Source organism: Polaromonas sp. YR568, from assembly GCF_900116715.1.
Classification (GTDB): domain Bacteria; phylum Pseudomonadota; class Gammaproteobacteria; order Burkholderiales; family Burkholderiaceae_C; genus Polaromonas.
In genome coordinates this window covers 1-22,593 of the sequence record NZ_FPBM01000011.1, presented here as the reverse complement: position 1 = coordinate 22,593, position 22,593 = coordinate 1, and the positions used below count along the sequence as shown (strand labels likewise).

Annotated in this window: 17 protein-coding genes, 2 tRNA genes and 1 pseudogene; all 20 read right to left on the bottom strand. The window is 61.0% G+C overall.

The window, feature by feature from the left end:
- Positions 1-11: 11 nt before the first annotated feature.
- Positions 12-875 (bottom strand): hypothetical protein, encoded by an 864-nt coding sequence (locus BM408_RS19610; RefSeq protein ID WP_092132077.1) that lies wholly within the window; start codon positions 873-875, stop codon positions 12-14.
- A gap of 176 nt (positions 876-1,051) precedes the next feature.
- Positions 1,052-1,127, bottom strand: a tRNA-Phe gene (locus tag BM408_RS19605).
- A gap of 58 nt (positions 1,128-1,185) precedes the next feature.
- Positions 1,186-1,866: a response regulator gene (locus tag BM408_RS19600; protein ID WP_092132076.1), complete on the bottom strand. Its 681-nt coding sequence runs from the start codon at positions 1,864-1,866 to the stop codon at positions 1,186-1,188.
- Positions 1,867-1,939: 73 nt separating this feature from the next.
- Complete coding sequence (locus tag BM408_RS19595; protein WP_092132074.1) at positions 1,940-4,264, bottom strand: sensor histidine kinase; 2,325 nt, start codon at positions 4,262-4,264, stop codon at positions 1,940-1,942.
- Positions 4,261-4,857: a DUF4390 domain-containing protein gene (locus tag BM408_RS19590; RefSeq protein ID WP_175541855.1), complete on the bottom strand. Its 597-nt coding sequence runs from the start codon at positions 4,855-4,857 to the stop codon at positions 4,261-4,263. Before BM408_RS19590 ends, BM408_RS19595 begins: the two co-directional genes overlap by 4 nt.
- 70 nt (positions 4,858-4,927) lie before the next feature.
- Positions 4,928-6,259 carry a 16S rRNA (cytosine(967)-C(5))-methyltransferase RsmB gene (rsmB, locus tag BM408_RS19585; RefSeq protein ID WP_092132190.1) on the bottom strand — a complete coding sequence of 444 codons (1,332 nt, stop codon included), beginning with the start codon at positions 6,257-6,259 and terminating at the stop codon, positions 4,928-4,930.
- 163 nt (positions 6,260-6,422) lie between these two features.
- A complete protein-coding gene (locus BM408_RS19580) occupies positions 6,423-7,727 on the bottom strand; it encodes an NAD(P)/FAD-dependent oxidoreductase (RefSeq protein ID WP_092132071.1) in 1,305 nt (434 codons plus the stop codon).
- 15 nt (positions 7,728-7,742) lie between these two features.
- On the bottom strand, positions 7,743-8,084 hold the full coding sequence (locus BM408_RS19575; protein WP_092132070.1) for a c-type cytochrome: 342 nt from the start codon (positions 8,082-8,084) through the stop codon (positions 7,743-7,745).
- A 166-nt stretch (positions 8,085-8,250) separates the two neighbouring features.
- Positions 8,251-9,258 (bottom strand): M48 family metalloprotease, encoded by a 1,008-nt coding sequence (locus BM408_RS19570; RefSeq protein ID WP_092132068.1) that lies wholly within the window; start codon positions 9,256-9,258, stop codon positions 8,251-8,253.
- 12 nt (positions 9,259-9,270) lie between these two features.
- Positions 9,271-9,864 (bottom strand): LemA family protein, encoded by a 594-nt coding sequence (locus BM408_RS19565; RefSeq protein WP_092132066.1) that lies wholly within the window; start codon positions 9,862-9,864, stop codon positions 9,271-9,273.
- A gap of 316 nt (positions 9,865-10,180) precedes the next feature.
- A complete protein-coding gene (gene rpoC / locus BM408_RS19560) occupies positions 10,181-14,401 on the bottom strand; it encodes a DNA-directed RNA polymerase subunit beta' (RefSeq protein ID WP_092132064.1) in 4,221 nt (1,406 codons plus the stop codon).
- 27 nt (positions 14,402-14,428) lie between these two features.
- Positions 14,429-18,541 (bottom strand): DNA-directed RNA polymerase subunit beta, encoded by a 4,113-nt coding sequence (gene rpoB, locus BM408_RS19555; RefSeq protein WP_092132063.1) that lies wholly within the window; start codon positions 18,539-18,541, stop codon positions 14,429-14,431.
- Between the two features lie 257 nt (positions 18,542-18,798).
- A complete protein-coding gene (gene rplL / locus BM408_RS19550) occupies positions 18,799-19,179 on the bottom strand; it encodes a 50S ribosomal protein L7/L12 (RefSeq protein WP_092132061.1) in 381 nt (126 codons plus the stop codon).
- 29 nt (positions 19,180-19,208) lie between these two features.
- Entirely contained in the window at positions 19,209-19,739 is a 531-nt protein-coding gene (gene rplJ / locus BM408_RS19545; RefSeq protein WP_092132060.1) for a 50S ribosomal protein L10, read from the bottom strand.
- 264 nt (positions 19,740-20,003) lie between these two features.
- Positions 20,004-20,699: a 50S ribosomal protein L1 gene (gene rplA / locus BM408_RS19540; RefSeq protein WP_074580068.1), complete on the bottom strand. Its 696-nt coding sequence runs from the start codon at positions 20,697-20,699 to the stop codon at positions 20,004-20,006.
- Entirely contained in the window at positions 20,696-21,130 is a 435-nt protein-coding gene (gene rplK / locus BM408_RS19535; RefSeq protein ID WP_007871338.1) for a 50S ribosomal protein L11, read from the bottom strand. Before rplK ends, rplA begins: the two co-directional genes overlap by 4 nt.
- 142 nt (positions 21,131-21,272) lie before the next feature.
- Positions 21,273-21,800 (bottom strand): transcription termination/antitermination protein NusG, encoded by a 528-nt coding sequence (nusG, locus tag BM408_RS19530; RefSeq protein ID WP_228778638.1) that lies wholly within the window; start codon positions 21,798-21,800, stop codon positions 21,273-21,275.
- Between the two features lie 68 nt (positions 21,801-21,868).
- Positions 21,869-22,252, bottom strand: a complete 384-nt coding sequence (gene secE / locus BM408_RS19525; protein ID WP_092132057.1) for a preprotein translocase subunit SecE — start codon at positions 22,250-22,252, stop codon at positions 21,869-21,871.
- Positions 22,253-22,386: 134 nt separating this feature from the next.
- Positions 22,387-22,462 (bottom strand) — tRNA-Trp (locus BM408_RS19520).
- A 17-nt stretch (positions 22,463-22,479) separates the two neighbouring features.
- Positions 22,480-22,593: pseudogene (locus BM408_RS19515) on the bottom strand (elongation factor Tu); the annotation flags it as partial.

The following is a 22,593-nucleotide window of genomic DNA, read 5'->3' as shown; positions in this document are numbered from 1 at the left end:
CTGCCGACCTGTCAGACTCGCCTTTGAACCCTCTGATCTGAGTTTGCCAGGGCAGCTTCGAGGATAGGCCTGATGTCGCGGCTTCGAATAACCTCAAATCCAGATTCTTCTATCGCTCTGCGGCGACTCTCATTGGCGGCGATGTCGTGGCACTCCTGAACCAGCATTGACGGAGCCGCCACGCAGATTCCGGCGCGAATATCTTCCTCAATATAAGTTTCCGGATCAATGTCGGCCACTACGGCTTTGCGATTGGCCAACAGATAAGAAACGCGAACGACCTCAAATATTTTTTTGGCCGTATAGAAATTGATGTTCACGATTATTTTTGATCGCGAAATCAATTCATCCCTCGCGCTCCCGTACAGGCCGCACACAAAGACGGTCTTGAGCCCGGAATGACACAGATGAAAGAACGCATCCATCCGATCGGGACCAGGCGAGCCGTACATCAGAACGTCGATGTCCTGCGTTGCCGCTCTGGGGATTCGCGTCAGAGGTTCCGCATAACCCACCGGAACAATCCGCAAATCCGCATTGAGACTCCTCCAGACGTCCACGTTTGCTTCGGTGTAATCCCAAATCCTGAAATTCGCCGCGGCATGAATCAGCTGCGGCTTGAGCGAGGTCGTGCCTCGAAGCTGTTCGAAGTTATAGACAATGGTCGAGGGTGGCAGCTTTTCCAGCACGTCCATCTCAACCATTTGGGCGCCAAAGACGATATTCGTTGCCGATGAAGAGAACGTATCCAGGCCGGACTCAACCGTGTGCCCCAACTCACGCAGGCCCCAGATGACGGACTCGACCACTTCCCGATAACCGTTTAAGCCGTGCGCCTGGCCGTTGCACGTGATGTGAGTGACGTGGTAGTTCAAATGAAGTCCCGAGTATTGATGATCGCCAACCTGAAATTGGCCTGCCGGATTTCGAGGTCATTGGACAATCAATGACTGCGGCAAGCAAATCGTTCAGGGTGTAAAACGGCACATCTTAAAGCCCGGCAAACAAAAACGCCCCAGAACCCGAAAAGGGCGCTGGGGCGCATGGAATATGGTGGCCTGGGGCGGAATCGAACCACCGACACAAGGATTTTCAATCCTCTGCTCTACCGACTGAGCTACCGGGCCTGAGCCTTAGATTATATATCACCCGCAGAGGGTGCCCGGCTTGCCGGGCAGGCGGCCATCAGACGCCGCGTTTTCCGCGGGTCAGATCCACGCCCAATTGCTTGAGTTTGCGGTAGAGATGGGTGCGTTCCAGGCCTGTTTTTTCGGCCACGCGGGTCATGGAGCCGCCCTCTTTGGCCAGGTGGAATTCAAAGTAGGCTTTTTCAAATTCGTCGCGCGCATCGCGCAGCGGCTTTTCGAGCAGAAAACTCTGCGTGGCCTGCGGGCCCAGATCAACAGGTGCGGGCAGCACGCCGCCGGTCATGACAGCTTCGACCGTGAGGTCGGCGGGATGGGCTGCTGGGCTGCTGTTGGGGGCAGCGGGTTTGCGGGCGGCTGTTTTGGTCAGCCCCTGCTCCACTGCTTTCAAAAGTTTTTGCAGCGTGATGGGCTTTTCAAGAAACGCCATGGCGCCGATCTTGGTGGCTTCCACGGCGGTGTCGATGGTGGCATGGCCGCTCATCATGATGACGGGCATGGTGAGCAGGCCGCTGGAGGACCACTCCTTAAGCAGTGTCACGCCGTCGGTGTCGGGCATCCAGATGTCCAGCAGCACCAGGTCGGGCCGGGAGCGCCCACGGGCGGCGCGGGCCTGCGCCGCATTTTCGGCAAGCTCGACCTGATGCCCTTCGTCATTGAGAATTTCTGAGAGAAGGTCGCGTATGCCCAGTTCGTCGTCGACCACCAGAATATTTGCCATGATTGAGTTGCTGCCTGCCTGTTGTTGCGATGCCGTGCTTTAGTTCGAGATCGAAGTGTTACTGAATGTGTTGTTATGCCACAACTGCAAATGATAACGACACTTGTGCCCCTTGCACTGCGCCGTCCGTAATGCGATTGGAAATATCGATGCGCGCGCCGTGCTCGTCGGCGATTTTTTTGACCACCGCCAGCCCCAGCCCGGTGCCTTTGACCTTGGTGGTGACATAGGGCTCGAATGCGCGTTTGAGGATGTGCTCGGGGAAACCGGTGCCGTTGTCGCGCACGATCAGGCGCACGCGCTTGGAGCTGTCGGAATATTCAGTTTTGAGGGTGACGCGCGCGCCCTCTTTGCCCTCCTGGGCGTCCTGCGCGTTTTGCAGCAGGTTGTGGATAACCTGGCGCAGCTGCTGCGCGTCGCCCTGGATGGGCGGGGCCTTGGGGTCCAGGTCTGTCACGACGGGGACCGCGGCGGCGCTGCCGCTGCGCTGACCGCCGTGGCCGTCGGCGTAAGGGTCGCTCAGGTAGAGCTGCATCACATCGCCGACCAGGGCATTGAGGTCCACGGGCTTGAGCTCGGCGGCGGGCAGGCGGGCATAGTCGCGGAACTCGTTGACGAGCCGCTTCATGGCGTCGACCTGGTCCACGATGGTTTTGACGGACTTGGTGAGCAGCGTCTGCTCGGCTTCGCCCACCTTGCCGGTGAGCTTCATCTCAAGGCGCTCAGCCGACAGCTGAATCGGCGTGAGCGGGTTCTTGATTTCGTGGGCCAGCCTGCGTGCCACCTCGCCCCAGGCCTGCGCGCGCTGGGCTGAAACCATCTCCGAGATGTCGTCGAACACCAGCAAAAATTCCTCAGTGCCGGGCATCTTGGCGCCGCGGGCAACCACGGTGATCGCGTTGTCGGGCGCGCCGGGTACGGCCGCATTGAGCTCAAAGGATTGCTGCCAGTGCTCCAGCCCGTGGGGCGCGTTGTCGCTGAGGTAGTCGGCAAATTGCGCCAGCACATCTTTGGCAAACACGCCCAGGCCCGGCACCTCGCCTAGCGATTTGCCGTGATAGGCCGCCAGCGGCGCACGCAGGATGCGCGTCGCCCCTGGGTTACTCGACTGGATGCGGCCGCGCACATCGAGCACGATGACGCCGGCCGTGAGGTTGTCCAGAATGGTCTGCAGGTTGGCGCGCGCGGCGTCGACCTGGCTCATGCTTTGCTGCACGGCCGATCGGGCGTCGGACAGTTGCTGTGTCATGTCGGCAAACGAGCGCGTGAGCCCGCCCAGTTCGTCTTTGCCGTGCAGCGCGGCCTTGGGCGTCAAGTCGCCCTGCGCCACCTGCCGCACGCCCTCGGCCAGCACCAGCAGCGGTTTGGCCAGCTGGTTGCCCAGCACCACCGCCAGCAGCACGGCGCCAAACACGGCCAGAAAGAGGCTGAGCGTGAGTGTGCCTATGTACATTTTGCGCAGGCCGCCGCGCGCCAGCGCGCGCTCCTGGTATTCGCGGTTGGCCTCCTGCACGGCAATGGCGTTGGCCACCAGGCCTTCGGGCAATAGCTGGGTGACCTGCAAAAACCGGGAATCACCCAGCACATTCACATTCGGGTTGTTCACCACGGCAATGGCCTTGACCCGCGGCGCCGTGCCGACGTTGGCCGCAGGGCCGCTGACGCCGGCCGTCAGCTCGCCATTGCCGGCCGACACCACCTCGTCCAGACCTTCGATTTGCGTGATGACGCGCTGCGTGCGCGCGCTGCGCAACTGCTGCACCGATGGTCGCTCGGGTTTGAGCAGAAAGCGGGATTCGCCGGCGCTGGCAATCACCTGGCCGGAGGGGCTCCAGAGCACCACATCGCTGGCCTGGAGCTGGTCGCGCAGGCGCTCAAGCGCCAGGCCCGCCATCGCGTCGGGGGTTTCGGCGATCTGCGTGGCGGCTTGCCGCGTCTTGTTGCCCAGGTCGGCGGCCAGCGTATCCAGCGTGGCGCGGCCCAGGTTGAGGCCGGCCGCCAGCGCACCCTCGACCTCCACGTCAAACCAGCTTTCAATGGAGCGCGAGACGAACTGATAGGACACCACGTAAATCATGAGCCCCGGCATCAAGCCGACAAGCGCGAAGATGGCGGCAAGCTTGACCAGCAGGCGGCTGCCGAAACGGCCGCGGCGCAGGCGCAGCGCCAGCCGCGCAACAATCCAGCCGATCACCAGCAGCAGCAAACCGGCCACCGCCACATTCAGGATGAGGAGCAGCGTGTAGTTGCGCTCGTAGAGCTCGCGGTTGCCGGTGGCCTGCGTGAGCAGGAACATCAGCACCAGGCCAAGCGCCACGATGGTGCCTATGCCGACGCCGACCGTCCAGCGAAAGGCTTTGCTGCTTTTAAGGGACCCTCCGCTGACCTGCAGGTTCACTTGGCGCCCTCGGTGCCTGCCGCCGCGGGCGCAGCCTGCGGCGCTGCGGGCTCAAGCTTCAGCCGCTCTTTGACCTGTGCGGAAATATTCCATTCCTTCTGCCCGGCCACCCCGATCTGGAAGGGGCGCGGCAGCTGGGTCAGGTCGAGCCGGAAGGTGAAGTCCAGCTTGTGCGAAGCATCAGGATCTATTTCGCCGGCTTCGGCGATCTTCCAGCGCGCGACGCGCTGGATGGCCGACAGGGCGTCGGACAGGGTTTCGTAGTTCTGGTTCAGTGTGGCGCGCAGGCCGCCGGAGCTGGTGATCAGCCCCGATGCGATGTTGACGCGCCAGCGGCGGGTGAGCGGCTGGTAGGCCAGGCGGATGGTGCGGGCGGCGCTGACCACGCGCGGGTCCGTCCAGTACCAGCGGTCCCGGTAAATATCGGCTTCGACCACAAAAAACATGGGAATGCCCTTGAGCAGGGCGTCTTCCACCACAAACGGCAAGTCAAACCGGACCTGGGCCGAGAGGTGCACGCCGTCATCCCCGCGCTCCACGCGCAGCTGGGTGATTTCGGTGGCGGATGCCGGGCCGGGCAGCCAGGCCAGCATGGCGCACAGGCACACGCCCAGCACCCACCGGGTGAAGACGCCCAAGGCGCCCACGGCACGCTGGCGGGAGTCAGCCGCGTTTTTCAAGGAGTGCGTAATAAAAACCGTCGTGCTCACGCATCAAATTGTCCGGGAAGACCGTCGCTTCAACGCCACTTTGGGGGAGCAAATGCCCTGGCGAGGGCTGTAATAGGGCGTCGGTGTGGTGCGTAAGAAACGTTTGTATCTGGTTGTCGCCTTCAGCCCGGAAAACCGAACAGGTGCAATAAAGCAGGCGCCCGCCCGGCCTGAGCAAAGGCCAGAGGGTTTTGAGCAAATGCGCCTGGATGGCGGCCAGTTGCGGGATATCGCCGGGCCGGCGCAGCCAGCGCACGTCGGGGTGGCGCCGCACGATGCCGGAGGCGGTGCACGGCGCATCCAGCAGGATGCCGTCAAACAACCGGCCATCCCACCAGGCATCGGGCATCCCGGCGTCGCCTATCTGGATGTCTGCGTGCAAACCCAGGCGTCCCAGGTTCTGGCGGATGCGCTCGCAGCGGCGGGCATCGATATCCAGCGCCATGACCTCGCAGTCGGCCAGCTCCAGCAGGTGGGCGGTCTTGCCACCGGGCGCGGCGCAGGCGTCGAGGATGTTCAGCTTTGCGCCCGGCTCCTTCGCCGCCAGGCCCTCAAGAAGCAGGGGCGCGGCCAGCTGCGCCGCGGCATCCTGCACCGAAAAATGCCCCTCGGCAAAACCCGGCAAGCCCGTCACCGGCCGCGCCGCAGCCAGGATCACACCCTGTTTTCCTACCGGCGCTGCTTCCACATCGACAGCGCCCAGGTCGCGTACATACTGGGTTTGAGTCGTTTTCCGCTCATTGACCCGCAGAATCAGCGGCGCGCGGGCGTTATTGGCCTGCAAAATCGCCTGCCACTGGCCGGGGTGGTCTTTGCGCACCCGGTCTATCCACCACTGGGGGTGGTTCCAGACAGCTTGCGGGCTTTTTTCGGTACGCGCCACCAGCTCGTCGCGTTCTCGCAAAAACCGGCGCAGGCAGCCGTTGATAAAACTGGCCTGGTGCTGCGTCGCGTCGCCGCGTTTGGCGGCCTCGACAGCCTGGTCGACCAGTGTATGTGCTGTGTAGGGCGCGTCGTGCTCCGTCCAGATCAGGGCCAGGGCTACGCAGAGCAAAGCGTCCGCTTCGGGCGGCGGCGGGCGGCGGGCCAGTTGCTGGCGCAAAGCCTCGGCACGGCCCAGCCAGCGCAAGGCGTGAAAACCCAGCGACTGCACGCCAGGCCGCAGCGCGCCGTCGACATCTTCCAGCGCGGCGGTCATGGACTGGCCGTCGCGCACGGCCATCAGCAGGGAGGCGGCCCCTTGCAGCTGGCGCCACAGGGGGACTTGGGTCGGGTTGTCTTGCATCAATTCACAGACGCCGCCCGGAATGGGCGGTCACCCTCTATTAGACCAGTCGCTCGACGGGCCGCGCGAAATGCAAGCATGAGCCGCGGAACTGGCCTTGCCAGGCCGCAGGCGGGCGGCCCCCTAGGGGGGCAGCGACCCACACGAAGTGGGAAGCGTGGGGCTAAACCAGCGTATCAGCCCAGATATTGCTCGCCCAGTTCAAGGCGTAGACACCCTCAAGCTCAGTCGGCCCGGTGCTCACGCCGCCGGAGCCGGCCACCGCCTTGAAGGTTTTCTCCGCGACCACGTATTCATGCACGCTGGCCACGTGGATCACGTTCTTGTTGTCGACAAAGCTGTAGCAGGTGTTGGTGAGCATGGGTGCGGGGTTGACGTCCCAGCCCGAGAGCTGCGCCACGATCGCGGCGGCCGCCACCTTGCCGTGGTTGTTGGCCATGTGGCCGCTCTTGGGCATGGCGGGTGCGACCTGGATGGAGTCGCCCAGCACATGCACGTCTTTTGCGGCGGTGGATTCGAACGTGAGGTAGTTGACGCCGCACCAGCGGTTGTTGGCCTGGTTATTCAGGCCGGTCTGCACGGCAATCGTGCCGGCGCGCATGGCGGGCAGCACATTGAGCACGTTGGCTTTCACGTCGTCCTGCACATCGAACTTGATGATGCCGGCCTTGGCGTCCACCGCGGTGGCCTTGTGCTGGCCGCGGTATTCAACAATGCCCTTGTACTGCTCGGCCCACACTTTCTTGAAGAGCGGCCCTTTGGAGGTGACGTCGGGGTTGGCGTCAAGAATCAGCACCTTGCTGCGCGGCTTGGCAGCCTTGAAGTAGCCGGCGATCACGCTGGCGCGTTCATACGGGCCGGGCGGGCAGCGGTAAGGCGCTTCGGGAATGGTGATGGCGTACACGCCGCCGTCGGGCATGGCCTCCAGCTGGCGGCGCAGCGCCACGGTTTCCGCGCCGGCCTTCCAGGCCTGCAGCACCTGGCCCGAAGCATTGGCGTCTTTCAGGCCTTCAATGCTGCCGAACATCAATTCCACGCCGGGCGAGACCACCAGCTTGTCGTAAGCAATGGTGGCGCCGCCTGCCAGGGTGACCGTTTTCTTCGCGGTGTCGATGGCGCTGGCGTAGTCTTTCACCACAGTGATGCCGTGGTTGCGTGACAGGCCCGCATACGAAGTGGTGATATCGCCGATCTGTTTGCCGCCGCTGAGCACGAGGTTGGAGATGGGGCAGGAGATAAACGCGTCCTGCGGCTCGATCAGCACCACGTCGATCTTGTTGTCCGACAGCAGCCGCACATATTTGGCGGCGGTGGCGCCGCCGTAGCCGCCGCCTATCACCACCACCTTGGCCTTGGATGGGATCGAAGTCGTGGCGCAGCCGGCCAGGCCCAGCAAGCCGAGGGCGGCGGTCGATTGCAGAAAGGAGCGGCGCTTGAAGCCAGAAAGGGAATGAAGGTTGGTGTTCATGGTGTTCTTTCGTCCTTACTTCTTCTGGGCGGCAAAGTAGCCGGCCAGCGACTCGATCTGCGCATCGTTGTAGCCCTTGCTGATCTGGTGCATCACCGTGACCGATGGATCACCGGGCTTGGTGTCCTTGAAGGCTTTCATCTTTGTCACGATGTAGCCTTTATCGAGTCCGGCGAGCGACGGGACGGAGGATCCGTCCACCGCCTTGCCGTTGGTGCCGTGGCAGTTGGCGCAAGTGGCCGCCAGGCTTTTGGTGTACAGCGCTTCTTTGGTGCCGGCGCTTTGCGCTTGTGCCAGAGGGCTGAGCGCAAGGCACAGCAGGGGCAGCGCGAGCTTGGCAAATCGTGGGGTTCTCATGGGTTCTCCTGTCGTTTTGGGGCAGCAGTCTCTTCAACTGACAATTTAACGCGGGGCTCCTGGCACCCTATAGGGAGTATCCAGTACTTCGGCAGGCACAGGCGCCATGGTGTTCGAACCATTGGCGATGTGCTTATTTGCAAGTCATCGCTGGCGCGGCGCGCCTTCAGAAAATGGCATCGGGCCGCGTCGGCATCTCGTCACTACGGCCGACAGGCAGCGCCGTCATCGAATGGCCATAGATACGGCGAATGCGCTCGGGCAAGGGTGGGTGGCTGGCAAACCAGCGGGTGTCGGCGCTCACACTCACCAGCAGCATGTGTTGCACCGCCGGATGCAGGGTGCGCGGCGCCGGGCCGCCCTGTTCCTGAAGGCCCGCCACCTTGCGCAGCACGCCGCCCAGGCCGTCGCGGCTGCGGGTGAACTGCACCGCGCGTGCGTCGGCCAGATATTCACGCTGCCGCGACACTGCGGCCTTCAGGGCGCGGCCTGCGAGCCAGCCCAATGAGCCGGTGGCGAGAATGGCGAACCCGGGCAGGGCGAGAAAAGAGCGCTGCCCATTCGCATCGGTATCACACATGCTGCGCCCGAGGTTGAAGATCATCTCCAGCCCGAACACCATGCCTGCCAGGCGCATGTTCAAGCGGGTGTCGCCCTCGTGCAGATGGCTGAATTCATGGGCCACCAGGCCCTGCAGCTCATCGCGCGTCAGGTGTTCCAGCGCGCCGCGCGTCACGGCCACCACTGCGTCGTCCTCGTCCCAGCCGGCGGCAAAAGCGTTGATGCCCTCTTCGCGGTCCAGCACCATCGCCAGCGGCGGCTTCATGCTGGAGGCAATGGCCAGCTCACTCACGATGTTGCACAGCTTGCGCTCGGTTTCGCGGCTGGCCGGCCAGGCTTCTCTGGCGCCGGCCCGGCGTGCCAGCTTCTCACCGCCGCCGCTTAATTCCGAAGTCTCAATCCACCAGCCGCCCAGTACGAACAGCAGCGTCATGCCGGTATTCACCGCAAAGAAATAAGCCGGGTAGCCGCTAAAGCCCGGTGTGACGATACGCCAGGTCAGGGCGAGTGCGGCATTGACGGCCACGACCAGCGCCAGCACGGTCAGGCCAAACAGCAACAACAGCCGCGTGGTTTGCGCGCGGGCTGCGTCCTGACGCTCAAAGAAGCGCATTAAGCCGGGCTCTTACAGTTGTATGCGCACGGCCTGGCGTTCAACATCGCTTTCAGTGGCGCGCAACATGGCGGACGGCGCAAACCCAAACACACGGGCAATCAGCAAGGCCGGAAACTGCCCTTGCGCATTGTTGTAGTCCAGCACGGCGTCGTTATAGGCCTGGCGAGCAAAGCCGACCTTGTTCTCGGTGCTGGTCAGTTCTTCACTGAGCTCACGGATGGTCTGGTCGGCTTTGAGTTCAGGATAAGCCTCGGCCACGGCAAAGAGCCGGCCCAGGCTGCCGTCCAGGGCCTGCTCTGCCACGGCCAGGGCAGTCACGGCCGCTGCATTGGCCGGCCGGCTACGCACCGCATCGCTGGCGGTGCGTGCCTGGTTGCGCGCCAGGGTGACGGCTTCCAGGGTGCTCTGTTCATGCTGCAGGTATTTTTTGGCGGCTTCCACCAGGTTTGGGATCAGGTCATAGCGGCGTTTGAGCTGCACATCGATCTGGCCGAAAGCGTTGGCGATGATGTTCTTCAGGCGCACTAGGCGGTTGTAGGCGCCCACGGCCCAGAAAACCAGCAAGGCAAACACGACGACAAAAACAAGGGTATTGAGGGACATGAAAATTCCTTGATGCTGAAAGATGCCGGGAAGGTGTCGAAAAAAGCCTGAAGGCAATTTCAGGCGCTCGTTTGCGGTTGCCGCGAGGTTAACTGCTTTTGGGCCGAATCGGCAAGCTGGGTGGCCAGCAACCTTTTGCTATTCTTTTAATAGCTGACAACGCCCATCCTTACTGCGAAAACCAGCTAATTCCCTTGACTACTCGGGAGAAGGGACAAATTCAGGAGTCCGTGGCCGCACGCCATCAGCCAAAAAAAAGCCCCGCACCTTGCGGTGCGGGGCCTGGCGCTTTTCATAGCGCCGGGAGCTGGCTGGCTTATTCGGAAGCCGGGCTTTCGCCACCGGCTTCAGCAGCGGCTGGCATTGCTTCCAGTTCAGCAGCTTCAGCTTCGGCAATGGCGCGGCGCTCTGCGTCGTCCATCTGGTCCTTGGCTTTGCGTGCCTCGTGGTAGGCCATGCCGGTGCCGGCAGGGATCAGGCGGCCGACGATCACGTTCTCTTTCAGACCGCGCAGCTCGTCGCGCTTGCCCATGATGGCAGCCTCGGTGAGCACGCGGGTGGTTTCCTGGAAGGAAGCCGCGGAGATGAACGAATCGGTCGACAGCGATGCCTTGGTGATACCCAGCAGCAAGTTGCTGAACGTTGCGGGGACCTTGCCTTCGGCGCGCAGGGCGTCGTTGGCATCCAGCATGGCGGAACGCTCGACCTGTTCGCCGGCGATGTAGCTGGAATCACCGACGTTTTCAACGACCACGCGGCGCAGCATCTGGCGAACAATCACTTCGATGTGCTTGTCGTTGATCTTCACGCCCTGCAGGCGGTAAACGTCCTGCACTTCGTCGACGATGTAGCGGGCCAGCTCTTCCATGCCCAGCAGGCGCAGGATGTCTTGCGGGTCGGCCGGGCCGTCCACAATCGATTCGCCCTTGTTGACCACCTGGCCTTCGTGCACCAGGATGTTCTTTTCCTTCGGAACCAGGTCTTCCCAGACCTTGCCTTCAGGATCGGTGATCTGCAGGCGAACCTTGCCTTTGGTTTCCTTACCAAACGACACGGTACCGGTCATTTCAGCCAGCGTGCCCTTGTCTTTCGGCGTACGGGCTTCGAAGAGCTCGGCAACACGCGGCAGACCGCCGGTAATGTCGCGGGTCTTCTGGCCTTCGATCGGGATACGGGCCAGCACTTCGCCGGGGCCCACGTCCTGGCCGTCACGCACCTGAACCAGCGCGCCCACCTGGAAGCCGATCGTCACCGAGTGATCGGTGCCGGGGATCTTGACTTCATGGCCGGAGGCGTCGATCAGCTTGACCTGAGGACGGATCACCTTGGTAGCGCCGCGGCGTTTCGGATCGATCACCACCAGGGTGGACAGACCCGTCACATCGTCAACCTGCTTGGCAACCGTTACGCCTTCTTCCACATTCTCGAAGGCCACCTTGCCGGCGAACTCGGTAATGATGGGGCGCGTCAGCGGATCCCAGTTGGCCAGAATGGCGCCGGCCTTGATGGTCTGGTCGGCCTTGACGGTCAACGTGGCGCCGTACGGCACCTTGTGGCGCTCGCGCTCACGGCCGTGCTCATCATGGATGATGATCTCGCCGGAACGGGCAATCACGACCAGCTCGCCCTTGCTGTTGGTCACATAACGCATCGGTGCGTTGAAACCGATCACGCCGTTGGACTTGGCTTCGACGCTGGAGGCAATCGCTGCGCGCGATGCGGCGCCACCGATGTGGAAGGTACGCATCGTCAGCTGCGTGCCGGGCTCACCGATCGACTGCGCGGCGATGATACCGACCGCTTCACCGATGTTGATGAGGCCGCCACGGCCCAGATCGCGGCCATAGCACTTGGCGCACAGGCCGAAGCGGGTTTCGCAGGTCAGAGCGGTACGCACTTTGACTTCGTCCACGCCGGCTGCTTCGAGGTCTTCGATCAGGTCTTCGTCCAGCATGACGCCGGCCTTGGCCAGAACCGAGCGGTTCTCGGGGTGCAGCACATCTTCAACCGCGGTGCGGCCGAGGATACGGTCGCGCAGCGATTCGATGACTTCACCACCCTCCACGATGGCGCGCATGAGCGAGCCTTCCTGGGTTCCGCAATCTTCTTCGGTCACGACCAGATCCTGCACCACGTCGCACAGGCGGCGCGTGAGGTAGCCGGAGTTGGCGGTTTTCAACGCCGTGTCGGCCAGACCCTTACGGGCGCCGTGGGTGGAGATGAAGTACTCCAGCACGTTCAGGCCTTCGCGGAAGTTGGCGGTAATCGGCGTTTCGATGATGGAGCCGTCAGGCTTGGCCATCAAACCGCGCATACCGGCCACCTGGCGAATCTGCGCGGCGGAACCGCGAGCACCGGAGTCGGCCATCATGTAGATGGAGTTGAAGGATTCCTGCTCGACTTCCTTGCCGTTGCGGTCGATGACCTTCTCTTTCGAGAGCTGGGCCATCATCACCTTGGACACTTCGTCGCCGGACTTGCCCCAGATATCCACCACCTTGTTGTAACGCTCGCCGGAGGTCACGAGGCCCGAGACATACTGCTGCTCGATCTCTTTGACTTCCTTTTGCGCGCGCGCAATGATGGTCGGCTTTTCCTTGGGGATCAGCATGTCGTCGATGCAGATCGAGATACCGGCTTTTGTCGCCAGGCGGAAGCCCGACTGCAGCAGCTTGTCGGCAAACACCACTGTCTCTTTCAATCCGCATTTGCGGAAAGACACGTTGATGAGCTTGGAGATTTCCTTCTTCTTCAACGCCTTGTTGATGTTGGAGAAAGGCAGGCCCTTGGGCAGGATTTCGGAGAGCAGTGCACGGCCGCCGGTGGTTTCCCACAGCTTGGTCGAGGGCACGAACTCTTTCGTTTCCTTGTCCTTGGTGTACTCGGTCAGACGCACGCTGATGCGGGCGTTCAGGTCGAGCTCACCCGCGTCGAACGCGCGGCGCACTTCACCGGTGTCGGCAAAGACCAGGCCTTCGCCCTTGCCGTTGGTGCGGTCGCGGGTCGTGTAGTACAGGCCCAGCACCACGTCTTGCGACGGAACGATGGAGGGCTCGCCGTTGGCGGGGAACAGGATGTTGTTCGAAGCCAGCATCAAAGTGCGGGCTTCCATCTGCGCTTCCACCGACAGCGGTACGTGGACAGCCATCTGGTCACCGTCGAAGTCGGCATTGAAGGCCGAGCAGACGAGCGGGTGCAGCTGGATGGCCTTGCCTTCGATCAGGATGGGCTCAAAGGCCTGGATACCGAGACGGTGCAGCGTAGGCGCACGGTTCAGCATCACGGGGTGCTCTTTGATGACCTCTTCCAGGATGTCCCACACCACTGGCGTGCCGGATTCAACTTCCTTCTTGGCGGCCTTGATGGTCGTGGCGATGCCGCGCGATTCGAGCTGCGCGAAGATGAAAGGCTTGAACAGTTCCAGCGCCATCAGCTTGGGCAAACCGCACTGGTGCAGTTTGAGCGTAGGGCCCACGGTAATGACGGAACGGCCGGAGTAGTCGACGCGCTTGCCCAGCAAATTCTGGCGGAAACGGCCTGACTTGCCCTTGATCATGTCGGCGAGAGACTTCAGTGCGCGCTTGTTGGCGCCCGTCATGGCCTTGCCACGGCGGCCGTTGTCCAGCAGCGAGTCCACAGCTTCCTGCAGCATGCGCTTTTCATTGCGGGCAATGATTTCAGGCGCCTTCAGTTCGAGCAGACGGCGCAGACGGCTGTTGCGGTTGATAACGCGGCGATACAGGTCGTTCAGGTCGGAGGTCGCAAAGCGGCCACCGTCCAGCGGCACCAGCGGACGCAGGTCCGGCGGCAGCACGGGCAGCACGTCGAGCACCATCCAGCCCGGCTTGATGCCGGACTTCTTGAACGCTTCCATCAATTTCAAACGCTTGGCGTTCTTCTTGATCTTGATTTCGGAGCCGGTCAGGTCGTTGCGCAGTTTCTCGATTTCAACGTCGAGATCCAGCCCTTCGAGCAGGTCCTTGATACCTTCAGCGCCCATCTTGGCGGTGTATTCATCGCCGTATTCCTTGCGCTTGGCGTCGTAGTCGTCTTCCGACATGATGCTGAACTTCTTCAGCGGGGTCATGCCGGGGTCGGTCACCACATATGCTTCAAAGTACAGCACGCGTTCGATGTCGCGCAGCGTCATGTCGAGCACCAGGCCCAGACGCGACGGCAGCGACTTCAGGAACCAGATGTGCGCGCACGGTGCGGCCAGGTCGATGTGACCCATGCGTTCGCGGCGAACCTTGGTCTGCGTGACTTCAACGCCGCACTTCTCGCAGATGACACCGCGGTGCTTGAGGCGCTTGTACTTGCCGCACAGGCATTCGTAGTCCTTGATGGGGCCAAAGATCTTGGCGCAAAAAAGACCGTCGCGCTCTGGCTTGAAGGTACGGTAGTTGATGGTTTCAGGCTTCTTCACTTCGCCGAAAGACCACGAACGGATCTTTTCGGGCGAAGCCATGCCGATCTTGATGGCATCGAAATGCTCATCCGGCGTGAATTGCTTGAACAGGTCGAGTAATGATTTCATGAGTTAAATCCTTTTCTTTCCTGTTGATTAGCTGCGTTCGAGTTCGATGTCGATACCGAGCGAACGGATTTCCTTGACCAGCACGTTGAACGACTCGGGCATGCCCGCCGTGATCGCGTGCTCGCCCTTGACGATGCTTTCGTACACCTTGGTACGGCCTTGCACGTCGTCGGACTTGACGGTGAGCATTTCCTGCAGCGTGTAGGAGGCGCCATAGGCTTCCAGCGCCCAGACCTCCATCTCGCCGAAGCGCTGTCCACCGAACTGCGCCTTACCGCCCAGGGGCTGCTGCGTGACCAGGCTGTAGGGGCCGGTCGAGCGGGCGTGCATCTTGTCGTCCACCAGATGGTGAAGCTTCAGGACGTGCATGTAGCCAACCGTCGTCGTGCGTTCGAACTGATCGCCCGTGCGGCCGTCGTAGAGCTGGGCCTGGGTGCGCGTCGCCGTCAGGCCCTTGGCCTTGGCGATGTCATCCGGGTAGGCCAGCTTGAGCATGGTCATGATGTCTTCTTCAGAAGCGCCGTCGAACACCGGTGTCGCGAACGGCACGCCGGTAGCCAGGTTGCTGGCCATCTCGAGCACATCGGCATCCGACAACTTGCCCAGCTCTTCGGTGCGGCCGGACTTGTTGTACAGCGTGTCCATGAACTTGCGCAGCTCAGCCACCTTGGCTTCGGCTTGCAGCATGTCGCCGATACGCTGGCCCAGGCCCTTGGCGGCCCAGCCCAGATGGACTTCAAGCACCTGACCCACGTTCATGCGCGAAGGCACGCCCAGCGGGTTGAGCACGATGTCGCACGGCGTACCGTCGGCCATGTAAGGCATGTCTTCGACCGGAACGATCTTGGACACCACACCCTTGTTGCCGTGGCGGCCGGCCATCTTGTCGCCGGGTTGCAGGCGGCGTTTGACGGCCAGGTAAACCTTGACCATCTTGAGCACGCCAGCCGGCAGCTCGTCACCTTGCGTGAGCTTCTTGCGCTTTTCTTCGAAAGCGAGGTCGAAGCTATGGCGCGTCTGCTCCATGGCGTTCTTCACGCTTTCCAGCTGCGAAGCCACTTCGTCATCGGCAGGGCGGATGTCAAACCAGTGGTACTTCTCGACGTCCGCCAGGTAGGCCTTGTCGATCTTGGTGCCTTTGGCCAGCTTCTTCGGGCCGCCGTTGGCGACCTTGCCGACCAGCATCTTTTCGATACGGTCGAATGCGTCGGCTTCAACGATGCGCAGCTGGTCGTTCAGGTCCAGGCGGAAGCGCTTGAGCTCGTCGTCAATGATCTGCTGGGCGCGCTTGTCGCGAACAATGCCTTCACGGGTGAAGACCTGCACGTCGATCACAGTGCCCTGCGAGCCCTGGCTCACGCGCAGCGAAGTGTCTTTCACGTCGCTGGCTTTTTCGCCGAAGATGGCGCGCAGCAGTTTTTCTTCCGGCGTCAGCGTGGTCTCGCCCTTGGGCGTGACCTTGCCGACCAGCGTGTCGCCCGGCTGGACTTCAGCGCCGACATAAATAATGCCGGACTCGTCAAGGCGGTTGAGCTGCTGCTCTGACAGGTTGGGAATGTCGCGCGTGATTTCTTCGGAGCCCAGCTTGGTGTCGCGGGCCATCACGACGAGTTCTTCGATGTGAATCGAGGTGTAGCGGTCTTCAGCCACCACACGCTCGGAGATCAGGATCGAATCCTCGAAGTTGTAGCCGTTCCAGGGCATGAAAGCCACCAGCATGTTCTGGCCCAGGGCCAGTTCGCCGATGTCGGTCGATGCGCCGTCGGCAATCACGTCACCCTTGGCCAGCTTGTCGCCCATCTTGACGATAGGACGTTGATGGATGTTGGTGTTCTGATTGGAACGCTGGTACTTGATCAGGTTGTAGATGTCCACGCCGACTTCACCGGCCAGGGCTTCTGCATCATTGACACGCACCACGATACGGGTGGCATCGACATAGTCGACCACACCGCCGCGATTGGCCGTCACCACGGTGCCGGAGTCGACCGCGGAAACGCGCTCGATACCGGTGCCGACGAAGGCTTTTTCAGGGCGCAGCACAGGCACGGCCTGACGCTGCATGTTGGCGCCCATCAGTGCGCGGTTGGCATCATCGTGTTCCAGGAAGGGCACGAGGGATGCGGCGACCGAGACGATCTGCGCGGGCGACACGTCCATGTACTGGATGCGCTCTGCGCCGACCAGCACGGATTCGCCGTTTTCACGGGCGGATACCAGGTCACCCGTCAGCTTGCCTGCGTCGTCCAGCAGGGCATTGGCCTGGGCGATCACATACTTGCCTTCTTCGATGGCCGACAGGTAGTCGATCTGGTCGGTGATCTTGCTGTCCACCACACGGCGGTACGGGGTTTCGATGAAACCGTACTCGTTGAGGCGGGCGTACAAAGCCAGCGAGTTGATCAGGCCGATGTTCGGACCTTCGGGCGTTTCAATCGGGCAGACGCGGCCGTAATGGGTCACGTGCACGTCGCGCACTTCGAAGCCAGCGCGTTCGCGGGTCAGACCACCGGGGCCAAGGGCCGAAACACGGCGTTTGTGGGTGATTTCAGACAGCGGATTGGTCTGGTCCATGAACTGCGACAGCTGCGATGCGCCGAAGAATTCCTTCAGGGCGGCGGAGATCGGCTTGCTGTTGATCAGGTCGTGCGGCATCAGCGGCTCTTGCTCGGCCTGGCCCAGACGCTCTTTCACTGCTTTTTCGATACGTGCCAGACCGGTGCGGTACTGGTTTTCGGCGAGTTCACCGACACAACGCACGCGGCGGTTGCCGAGGTGGTCAATGTCATCGACTTCGCCGTTGCCGTTGCGCAGGTCAACCAGGATCTTGACGACCGCGAGAATGTCCTCGTTGGTCATGACCATGGGGCCGGTCGAAGAATCGCGGCCGACGCGGGCGTTGAACTTCATACGGCCCACGCGGGACAGATCGTAGGTGTCAGGGTTGTAGAACAGGCGCTGGAACAGGGCTTGCACTGCGTCTTCCGTCGGCGGCTCGCCGGGGCGCATCATGCGGTAGATCGCAACGCGCGCGGCAAACTCGTCAGCCGTTTCGTCGGCGCGCAGGGTTTGCGAAATGTACGCGCCCTGGTCGAGTTCGTTGGTGTACAGCACTTGCAGGTCCTGCACGCCGGCCACACGCAGCTTCTTCAGCAGCACTTCGGTCAGTTCATCATTGGCCTTGGCGATGATTTCACCGGTTTCAGCGTCAACGATGTTCTTGGCGACCACGCGGCCGACCAGGAAGTCTTCCGGCACGCTGATGGTGGTGGTGTTGCTTTGCTCGAGCTCGCGCGTGTGGCGAACCGTGATGCGCTTGTCTTTCGCGACAACGACCTTGCCGTTTTTGTCGGTGATGTCGAAACGGGCAACTTCACCGCGCATGCGCTCGGCGACGAATTCCATCTGCGCGCCACTGTCCATCAGGCGGAAGTTATCGAACACGAAGAAGTTCGCGAGGATGGATTCCGGGTTCAGGCCGATGGCTTTGAGCAGGATGGTGACCGGCATCTTGCGGCGGCGGTCGACACGGAAGTACAGCACGTCTTTCGGGTCGAACTCGAAGTCGAGCCAGGAACCGCGGTAAGGGATGATGCGGGCCGAGAACAGCAGTTTGCCCGAGCTGTGGGTTTTACCCTTGTCGTGTTCAAAAAACACGCCTGGCGAACGGTGCAACTGGGACACGATCACGCGTTCGGTCCCGTTGATCACGAAGGAGCCCTTGTCGGTCATGAGCGGCACTTCGCCCATATAGACTTCCTGCTCTTTCACTTCCTTGACCACCTTGGACTGCGACGTGGAAGATTCGCGGTCATAAATGATCAGCTGCACCTTGGCACGCACGGCCGAGGCGAATGTGAGTCCACGGGTCTGGCATTCACGCACGTCAAATGCGGGCTTGGCCAGGTTGTACTCGATGAATTTCATCTCGACAAAACCATTGTGCGAGACGATGGGGAATGCGTTGTCAAACGCTGCCTGCAGGCCTTCGATGGTGCGCTTCTGGGGGGCGCGGTCGGCTTGCAGGAACGCTGTGTACGCGTCTTTCTGCATTTGCAGCAAATAGGGAACAGTCAACACGCTTTCGCGGTTGCCGAAGCTTTTGCGGATGCGTTTACGTTCGGTATAGGAATAGGCCATGAGTTCTCCGCGTTGATGGGCTCTGGCGACTCTCGTGCCCGAATACACCACGTATTCAGGCAGCTTGGTGGTTGGCCACTACCAACCATGGCGGACGGTGACGCATTGCACGTCACCCGAACCAAGGCGTTTTCTGCAGTCGGGAATCAGAAAAACACTGGAAAGCAGACTGTGAGGTCTGCTTTTCGGTGTGCTCCTTGAAGCACGAAAGGCTGGAAGCCCTTTTAAGGTCTTCCAGCCTTCGCAAACACAAGCAATTACTTGAGTTCGACTTTCGCGCCGGCTTCTTCGAGCTTCTTCTTCGCAGCTTCTGCGTCGGCCTTTGGAGCGCCTTCCTTGACGTTCTTCGGAGCGCCGTCCACCAGATCCTTGGCTTCTTTCAGGCCCAGACCGGTGATTTCGCGCACGGCCTTGATGACCGACACCTTGTTGGCGCCAGCTTCGAGCAGCACGACGTTGAAGTCGGTCTTCTCTTCAGCAGCTGCGGCACCGCCGCCACCGCCGCCGCCAGCAGCGGGGGCAGCCATAGCAGCTGCGCTCACGCCAAATTTCTCTTCGATGGATTTCACCAGTTCGTTGAGTTCGAGGACCGTCATGCTATCCAGCGCGGTCAAAAATGCGTCTTTATCGAATGCCATTTTGATTTCCTAAAAAAGTTGGGTACAAATTACGCTGCTACAGCTTCAGCTGCTGCGGGGGCATCGGCTGCGCCGCCACCCTTTTTCGCCGCCAGGGCGCCCAGCACAACGGCCGTACGCGAAATAGGCGACATCAGCAAGCCACACAACTGGGCCAGCAACACTTCCTTGGAAGGAATGTTGGCCAGTTGCTTCACGCCGTTCACGTCCAGGGTCTTGCCACCGAATGCACCACCGCGAATGACCAGCTTGTCGTTGGTCTTGGCGAAGTCAGATACCACTTTCGCGGCAGCTACTGCATCTGTAGAAAAACCGTAGATCAGCGGGCCGGTCATCTGGTCGGACACGACTTCGAATGCACTGCCGGCCACTGCGCGGCGAGCCAAGGTGTTCTTCAGAACACTCAGGGTCACGCCTTTGTCGCGGGCTTGGCTGCGCAGACGGGTCATGTCAGCGACCGTGATACCACGGTATTCCGCCATCACGAGCGTTTGAGCTTTAGCGGCGAGGCCAGTCACTTCATCAATGACGGCTTGTTTCTCACTGCGGTTGAGACTCAAGGTCTACTCCTTAAAAATGTGCCGTCGGGTGCTGGCCTGCTTTCGCTTGCCATTGCCCTTCAACACGCTCATGTTCAGCGACCAACTGTTTCAGATTCTTTTCAAAACCATCTGCAGCGGGACCGCCATCTGCGTTGGCTGTCTTTCGATTAAGCGGCCAGCTTGAAAGCCTGCCGCGCCAACGGTCTTGGATGACCTGCCGAAGCGAACTCCGGCAGCCCACCACATTGAGCAGGCCTTGCGGGCCCACTCAAATTTCTGCGATTACGCTGCGATGGTTTGCGTGTCGACGCGAACGCCCACACCCATCGTTGACGAAACCGCAACTTTCTTCAAATACACGCCCTTGCTCGAAGCCGGTTTGGCTTTTTGCAATGCATCGATCAGCGCAGCCAGATTGCCTTGCAGCTTGGCGGTGTCGAACGAGCGGCGGCCGATCGTGCCGTGCACAATGCCGGCCTTGTCGACGCGGAACTGGACCTGGCCGGCTTTTGCGTTCTTGACGGCGGTTGCGACGTCAGGCGTCACGGTGCCGACCTTGGGATTGGGCATCAGGCCACGGGGGCCGAGCACCTGGCCCAGCGTACCCACGATACGCATTGCGTCCGGGGAGGCAATCACCACGTCGAAGTCCATCTTGCCGGCCTTGATTTCGGCGGCCAGATCGTCCATGCCGACGATGTCGGCGCCGGCGGCCTTGGCTTCTTCAGCCTTGGCGCCCTGTGCAAACACGGCCACGCGCTTGGTCTTGCCGGTGCCGTTAGGCAACACAACCGCGCCGCGAACGACCTGGTCGGACTTCTTGGCGTCGATGCCGAGCTGTACAGCCACGTCGATGGATTCATCGAACTTGGCGACGGCGAATTCTTTCACAAGGCCCAAAGCTTCAGGCAATGCGTACAGCTTGTTGCTGTCGATCTTGTCGCCAATGGTTTTTTGGCGTTTGGTCAGCTTGCTCATACAACACCCTCCACCGACACGCCCATGGAGCGAGCCGTACCGGCAATCGTGCGAACTGCTGCGTCGAGGTCAGCAGCCGTCATGTCTTTCATTTTGGTCTTGGCGATTTCTTCGAGCTGTGCGCGCGAAATCTTGCCAACCTTCACCGTGTGCGGTGTGGACGAACCCTTGTCGAGCTTGATGGCCTTCTTGATCAGAACGCCTGCGGGAGGGGTCTTGATGACGAAGGTAAAGCTCTTGTCGGCAAATGCCGTGATTACCACAGGCAGTGGCAGACCTGGCTCGACACCCTGGGTCTGCGCATTGAATGCCTTGCAGAACTCCATGATGTTCAGGCCACGCTGACCGAGCGCAGGGCCGATCGGGGGGGATGGGTTGGCCTTACCAGCTGGCACTTGCAGCTTGATGAAGCCGACGATTTTTTTCGCCATACTTTTCTCCTTACGGGTCATAGCGCCTGGGCACCGCCACTGAGGCGGGCCCCGGCTCCCCGGGGGTTACACAACTCAAAGCAGCCCCTGAGGGCCGTTTCGCACCGAGTTGCAAGGCGCGAAATTGATTACCGGATCGAAATTACGTCTTTTCGATCTGGCTGAATTCCAGTTCCACCGGTGTGGCGCGGCCGAAAATCGTGACCGACACACGCACCTTGTTCTTGTCGTAGTTGACTTCTTCCACCGTACCGTTGAAGTCGGTGAAGGGGCCATCCTTGACGCGGACATACTCGCCCGTTTCGAACTCAACCTTGTGACGCGGCTTCTCGGTGCCGACCTGCATCTGGCTGACGATCTTCTGGACGTCTTCTTCAGAAATCGGGGCCGGGCGATTCTTGGCGCCACCGACAAAACCCGTCACCTTGTTGGTGTGCTTCACCAGGTGCCAGGTTTCATCATCCATGACCATTTCAACCAGAACGTAGCCGGGGAAAAAGCGACGCTCGGTCGTCTTCTTTTGACCATTCTTGATTTCAACCACTTCTTCAGTGGGCACCAGGAAACGGCCAAACTTGGACTGCATGCCCGCACGGTTAATGCGCTCAACAATGTTGCGCTCAACCGCCTTTTCCATGCCGGAGTAGGCATGAACGACATACCACTGCATGCCTGGGGTCGGCGTGAGGGACGTCCCTGCCGCCACTTCGCTCACTACCGTGCCGTTCAGATCGCTCATTATCTTTTCCATCCCAGGATCAGGTCGTAAAACACCCACTCGAGCGTTTTGTCTGTCAGCCACAAAAACAACGCCATCACCACCACAAAGACAAACACGTATGCGGTCATCTGGATAGCCTCTTTGCGGGCCGGCCAAACGACTTTTCTCACTTCACGCCAGGAATCACGGCCAAAGGCCACAAACTGCTTGCCTGGCTCCGAGGTCAGAAAAACAGCCACGGCAGCCACCAAGCCGGCGATCAGCGCGCCCCATTGCGCGAGCTGCCCCTGCTTGGCGAAGAAGTAAAAGCCCGCCAGCGAACCCACCAGCAACAGCACTGCCGCACCCAGCTTGGCCTTGTCGGCACTGGTACTGACGGTTTCAACTTGAGAAGAGGCCATGATTGCCGGATTTCCTGTTCAATCTTCGGGCGTCTTTTCAGACGCTTAAGCCCACCTGGAGTTTTTGACTCCCGGCGGGCTTGCTTTTTAACTTTTCAAACCACCCTCAACGTCGATACACATCAACCATCAGGTGGCAGGGGCAGTAGGAATCGAACCTACAACCTTCGGTTTTGGAGACCGACGCTCTGCCAATTGAGCTATACCCCTCCATCAAACCTTACAAATTACGCAATGATCTTGGCCACGACGCCGGCGCCGACGGTCTTGCCGCCTTCGCGAATGGCGAAGCGCAGACCTTCTTCCATGGCGATCGGGTTGATCAGCTTGACGGTGATCGA

Excerpts from the sequence above, each read along its gene's own strand:
- rplA (WP_074580068.1), bottom strand. The coding sequence starts at position 20,699 with ATGAGCAAGCTGACCAAACGCCAAAAAACCATTGGCGACAAGATCGAC.
- BM408_RS19600 (WP_092132076.1), bottom strand. The coding sequence starts at position 1,866 with ATGGCAAATATTCTGGTGGTCGACGACGAACTGGGCATACGCGACCTT.
- BM408_RS19590 (WP_175541855.1), bottom strand. The coding sequence starts at position 4,857 with ATGCTGGCCTGGCTGCCCGGCCCGGCATCCGCCACCGAAATCACCCAG.
- secE (WP_092132057.1), bottom strand. The coding sequence starts at position 22,252 with ATGGCCTCTTCTCAAGTTGAAACCGTCAGTACCAGTGCCGACAAGGCC.
- BM408_RS19570 (WP_092132068.1), bottom strand. The coding sequence starts at position 9,258 with ATGCGCTTCTTTGAGCGTCAGGACGCAGCCCGCGCGCAAACCACGCGG.
- BM408_RS19565 (WP_092132066.1), bottom strand. The coding sequence starts at position 9,864 with ATGTCCCTCAATACCCTTGTTTTTGTCGTCGTGTTTGCCTTGCTGGTT.
- rpoB (WP_092132063.1), bottom strand. The coding sequence starts at position 18,541 with ATGGCCTATTCCTATACCGAACGTAAACGCATCCGCAAAAGCTTCGGC.
- BM408_RS19575 (WP_092132070.1), bottom strand. The coding sequence starts at position 8,084 with ATGAGAACCCCACGATTTGCCAAGCTCGCGCTGCCCCTGCTGTGCCTT.
- rplK (WP_007871338.1), bottom strand. The coding sequence starts at position 21,130 with ATGGCGAAAAAAATCGTCGGCTTCATCAAGCTGCAAGTGCCAGCTGGT.
- rsmB (WP_092132190.1), bottom strand. The coding sequence starts at position 6,259 with ATGCAAGACAACCCGACCCAAGTCCCCCTGTGGCGCCAGCTGCAAGGG.
- rplL (WP_092132061.1), bottom strand. The coding sequence starts at position 19,179 with ATGGCATTCGATAAAGACGCATTTTTGACCGCGCTGGATAGCATGACG.
- BM408_RS19580 (WP_092132071.1), bottom strand. The coding sequence starts at position 7,727 with ATGAACACCAACCTTCATTCCCTTTCTGGCTTCAAGCGCCGCTCCTTT.
- rpoC (WP_092132064.1), bottom strand. The coding sequence starts at position 14,401 with ATGAAATCATTACTCGACCTGTTCAAGCAATTCACGCCGGATGAGCAT.
- nusG (WP_228778638.1), bottom strand. The coding sequence starts at position 21,800 with ATGCAGTGGTATGTCGTTCATGCCTACTCCGGCATGGAAAAGGCGGTT.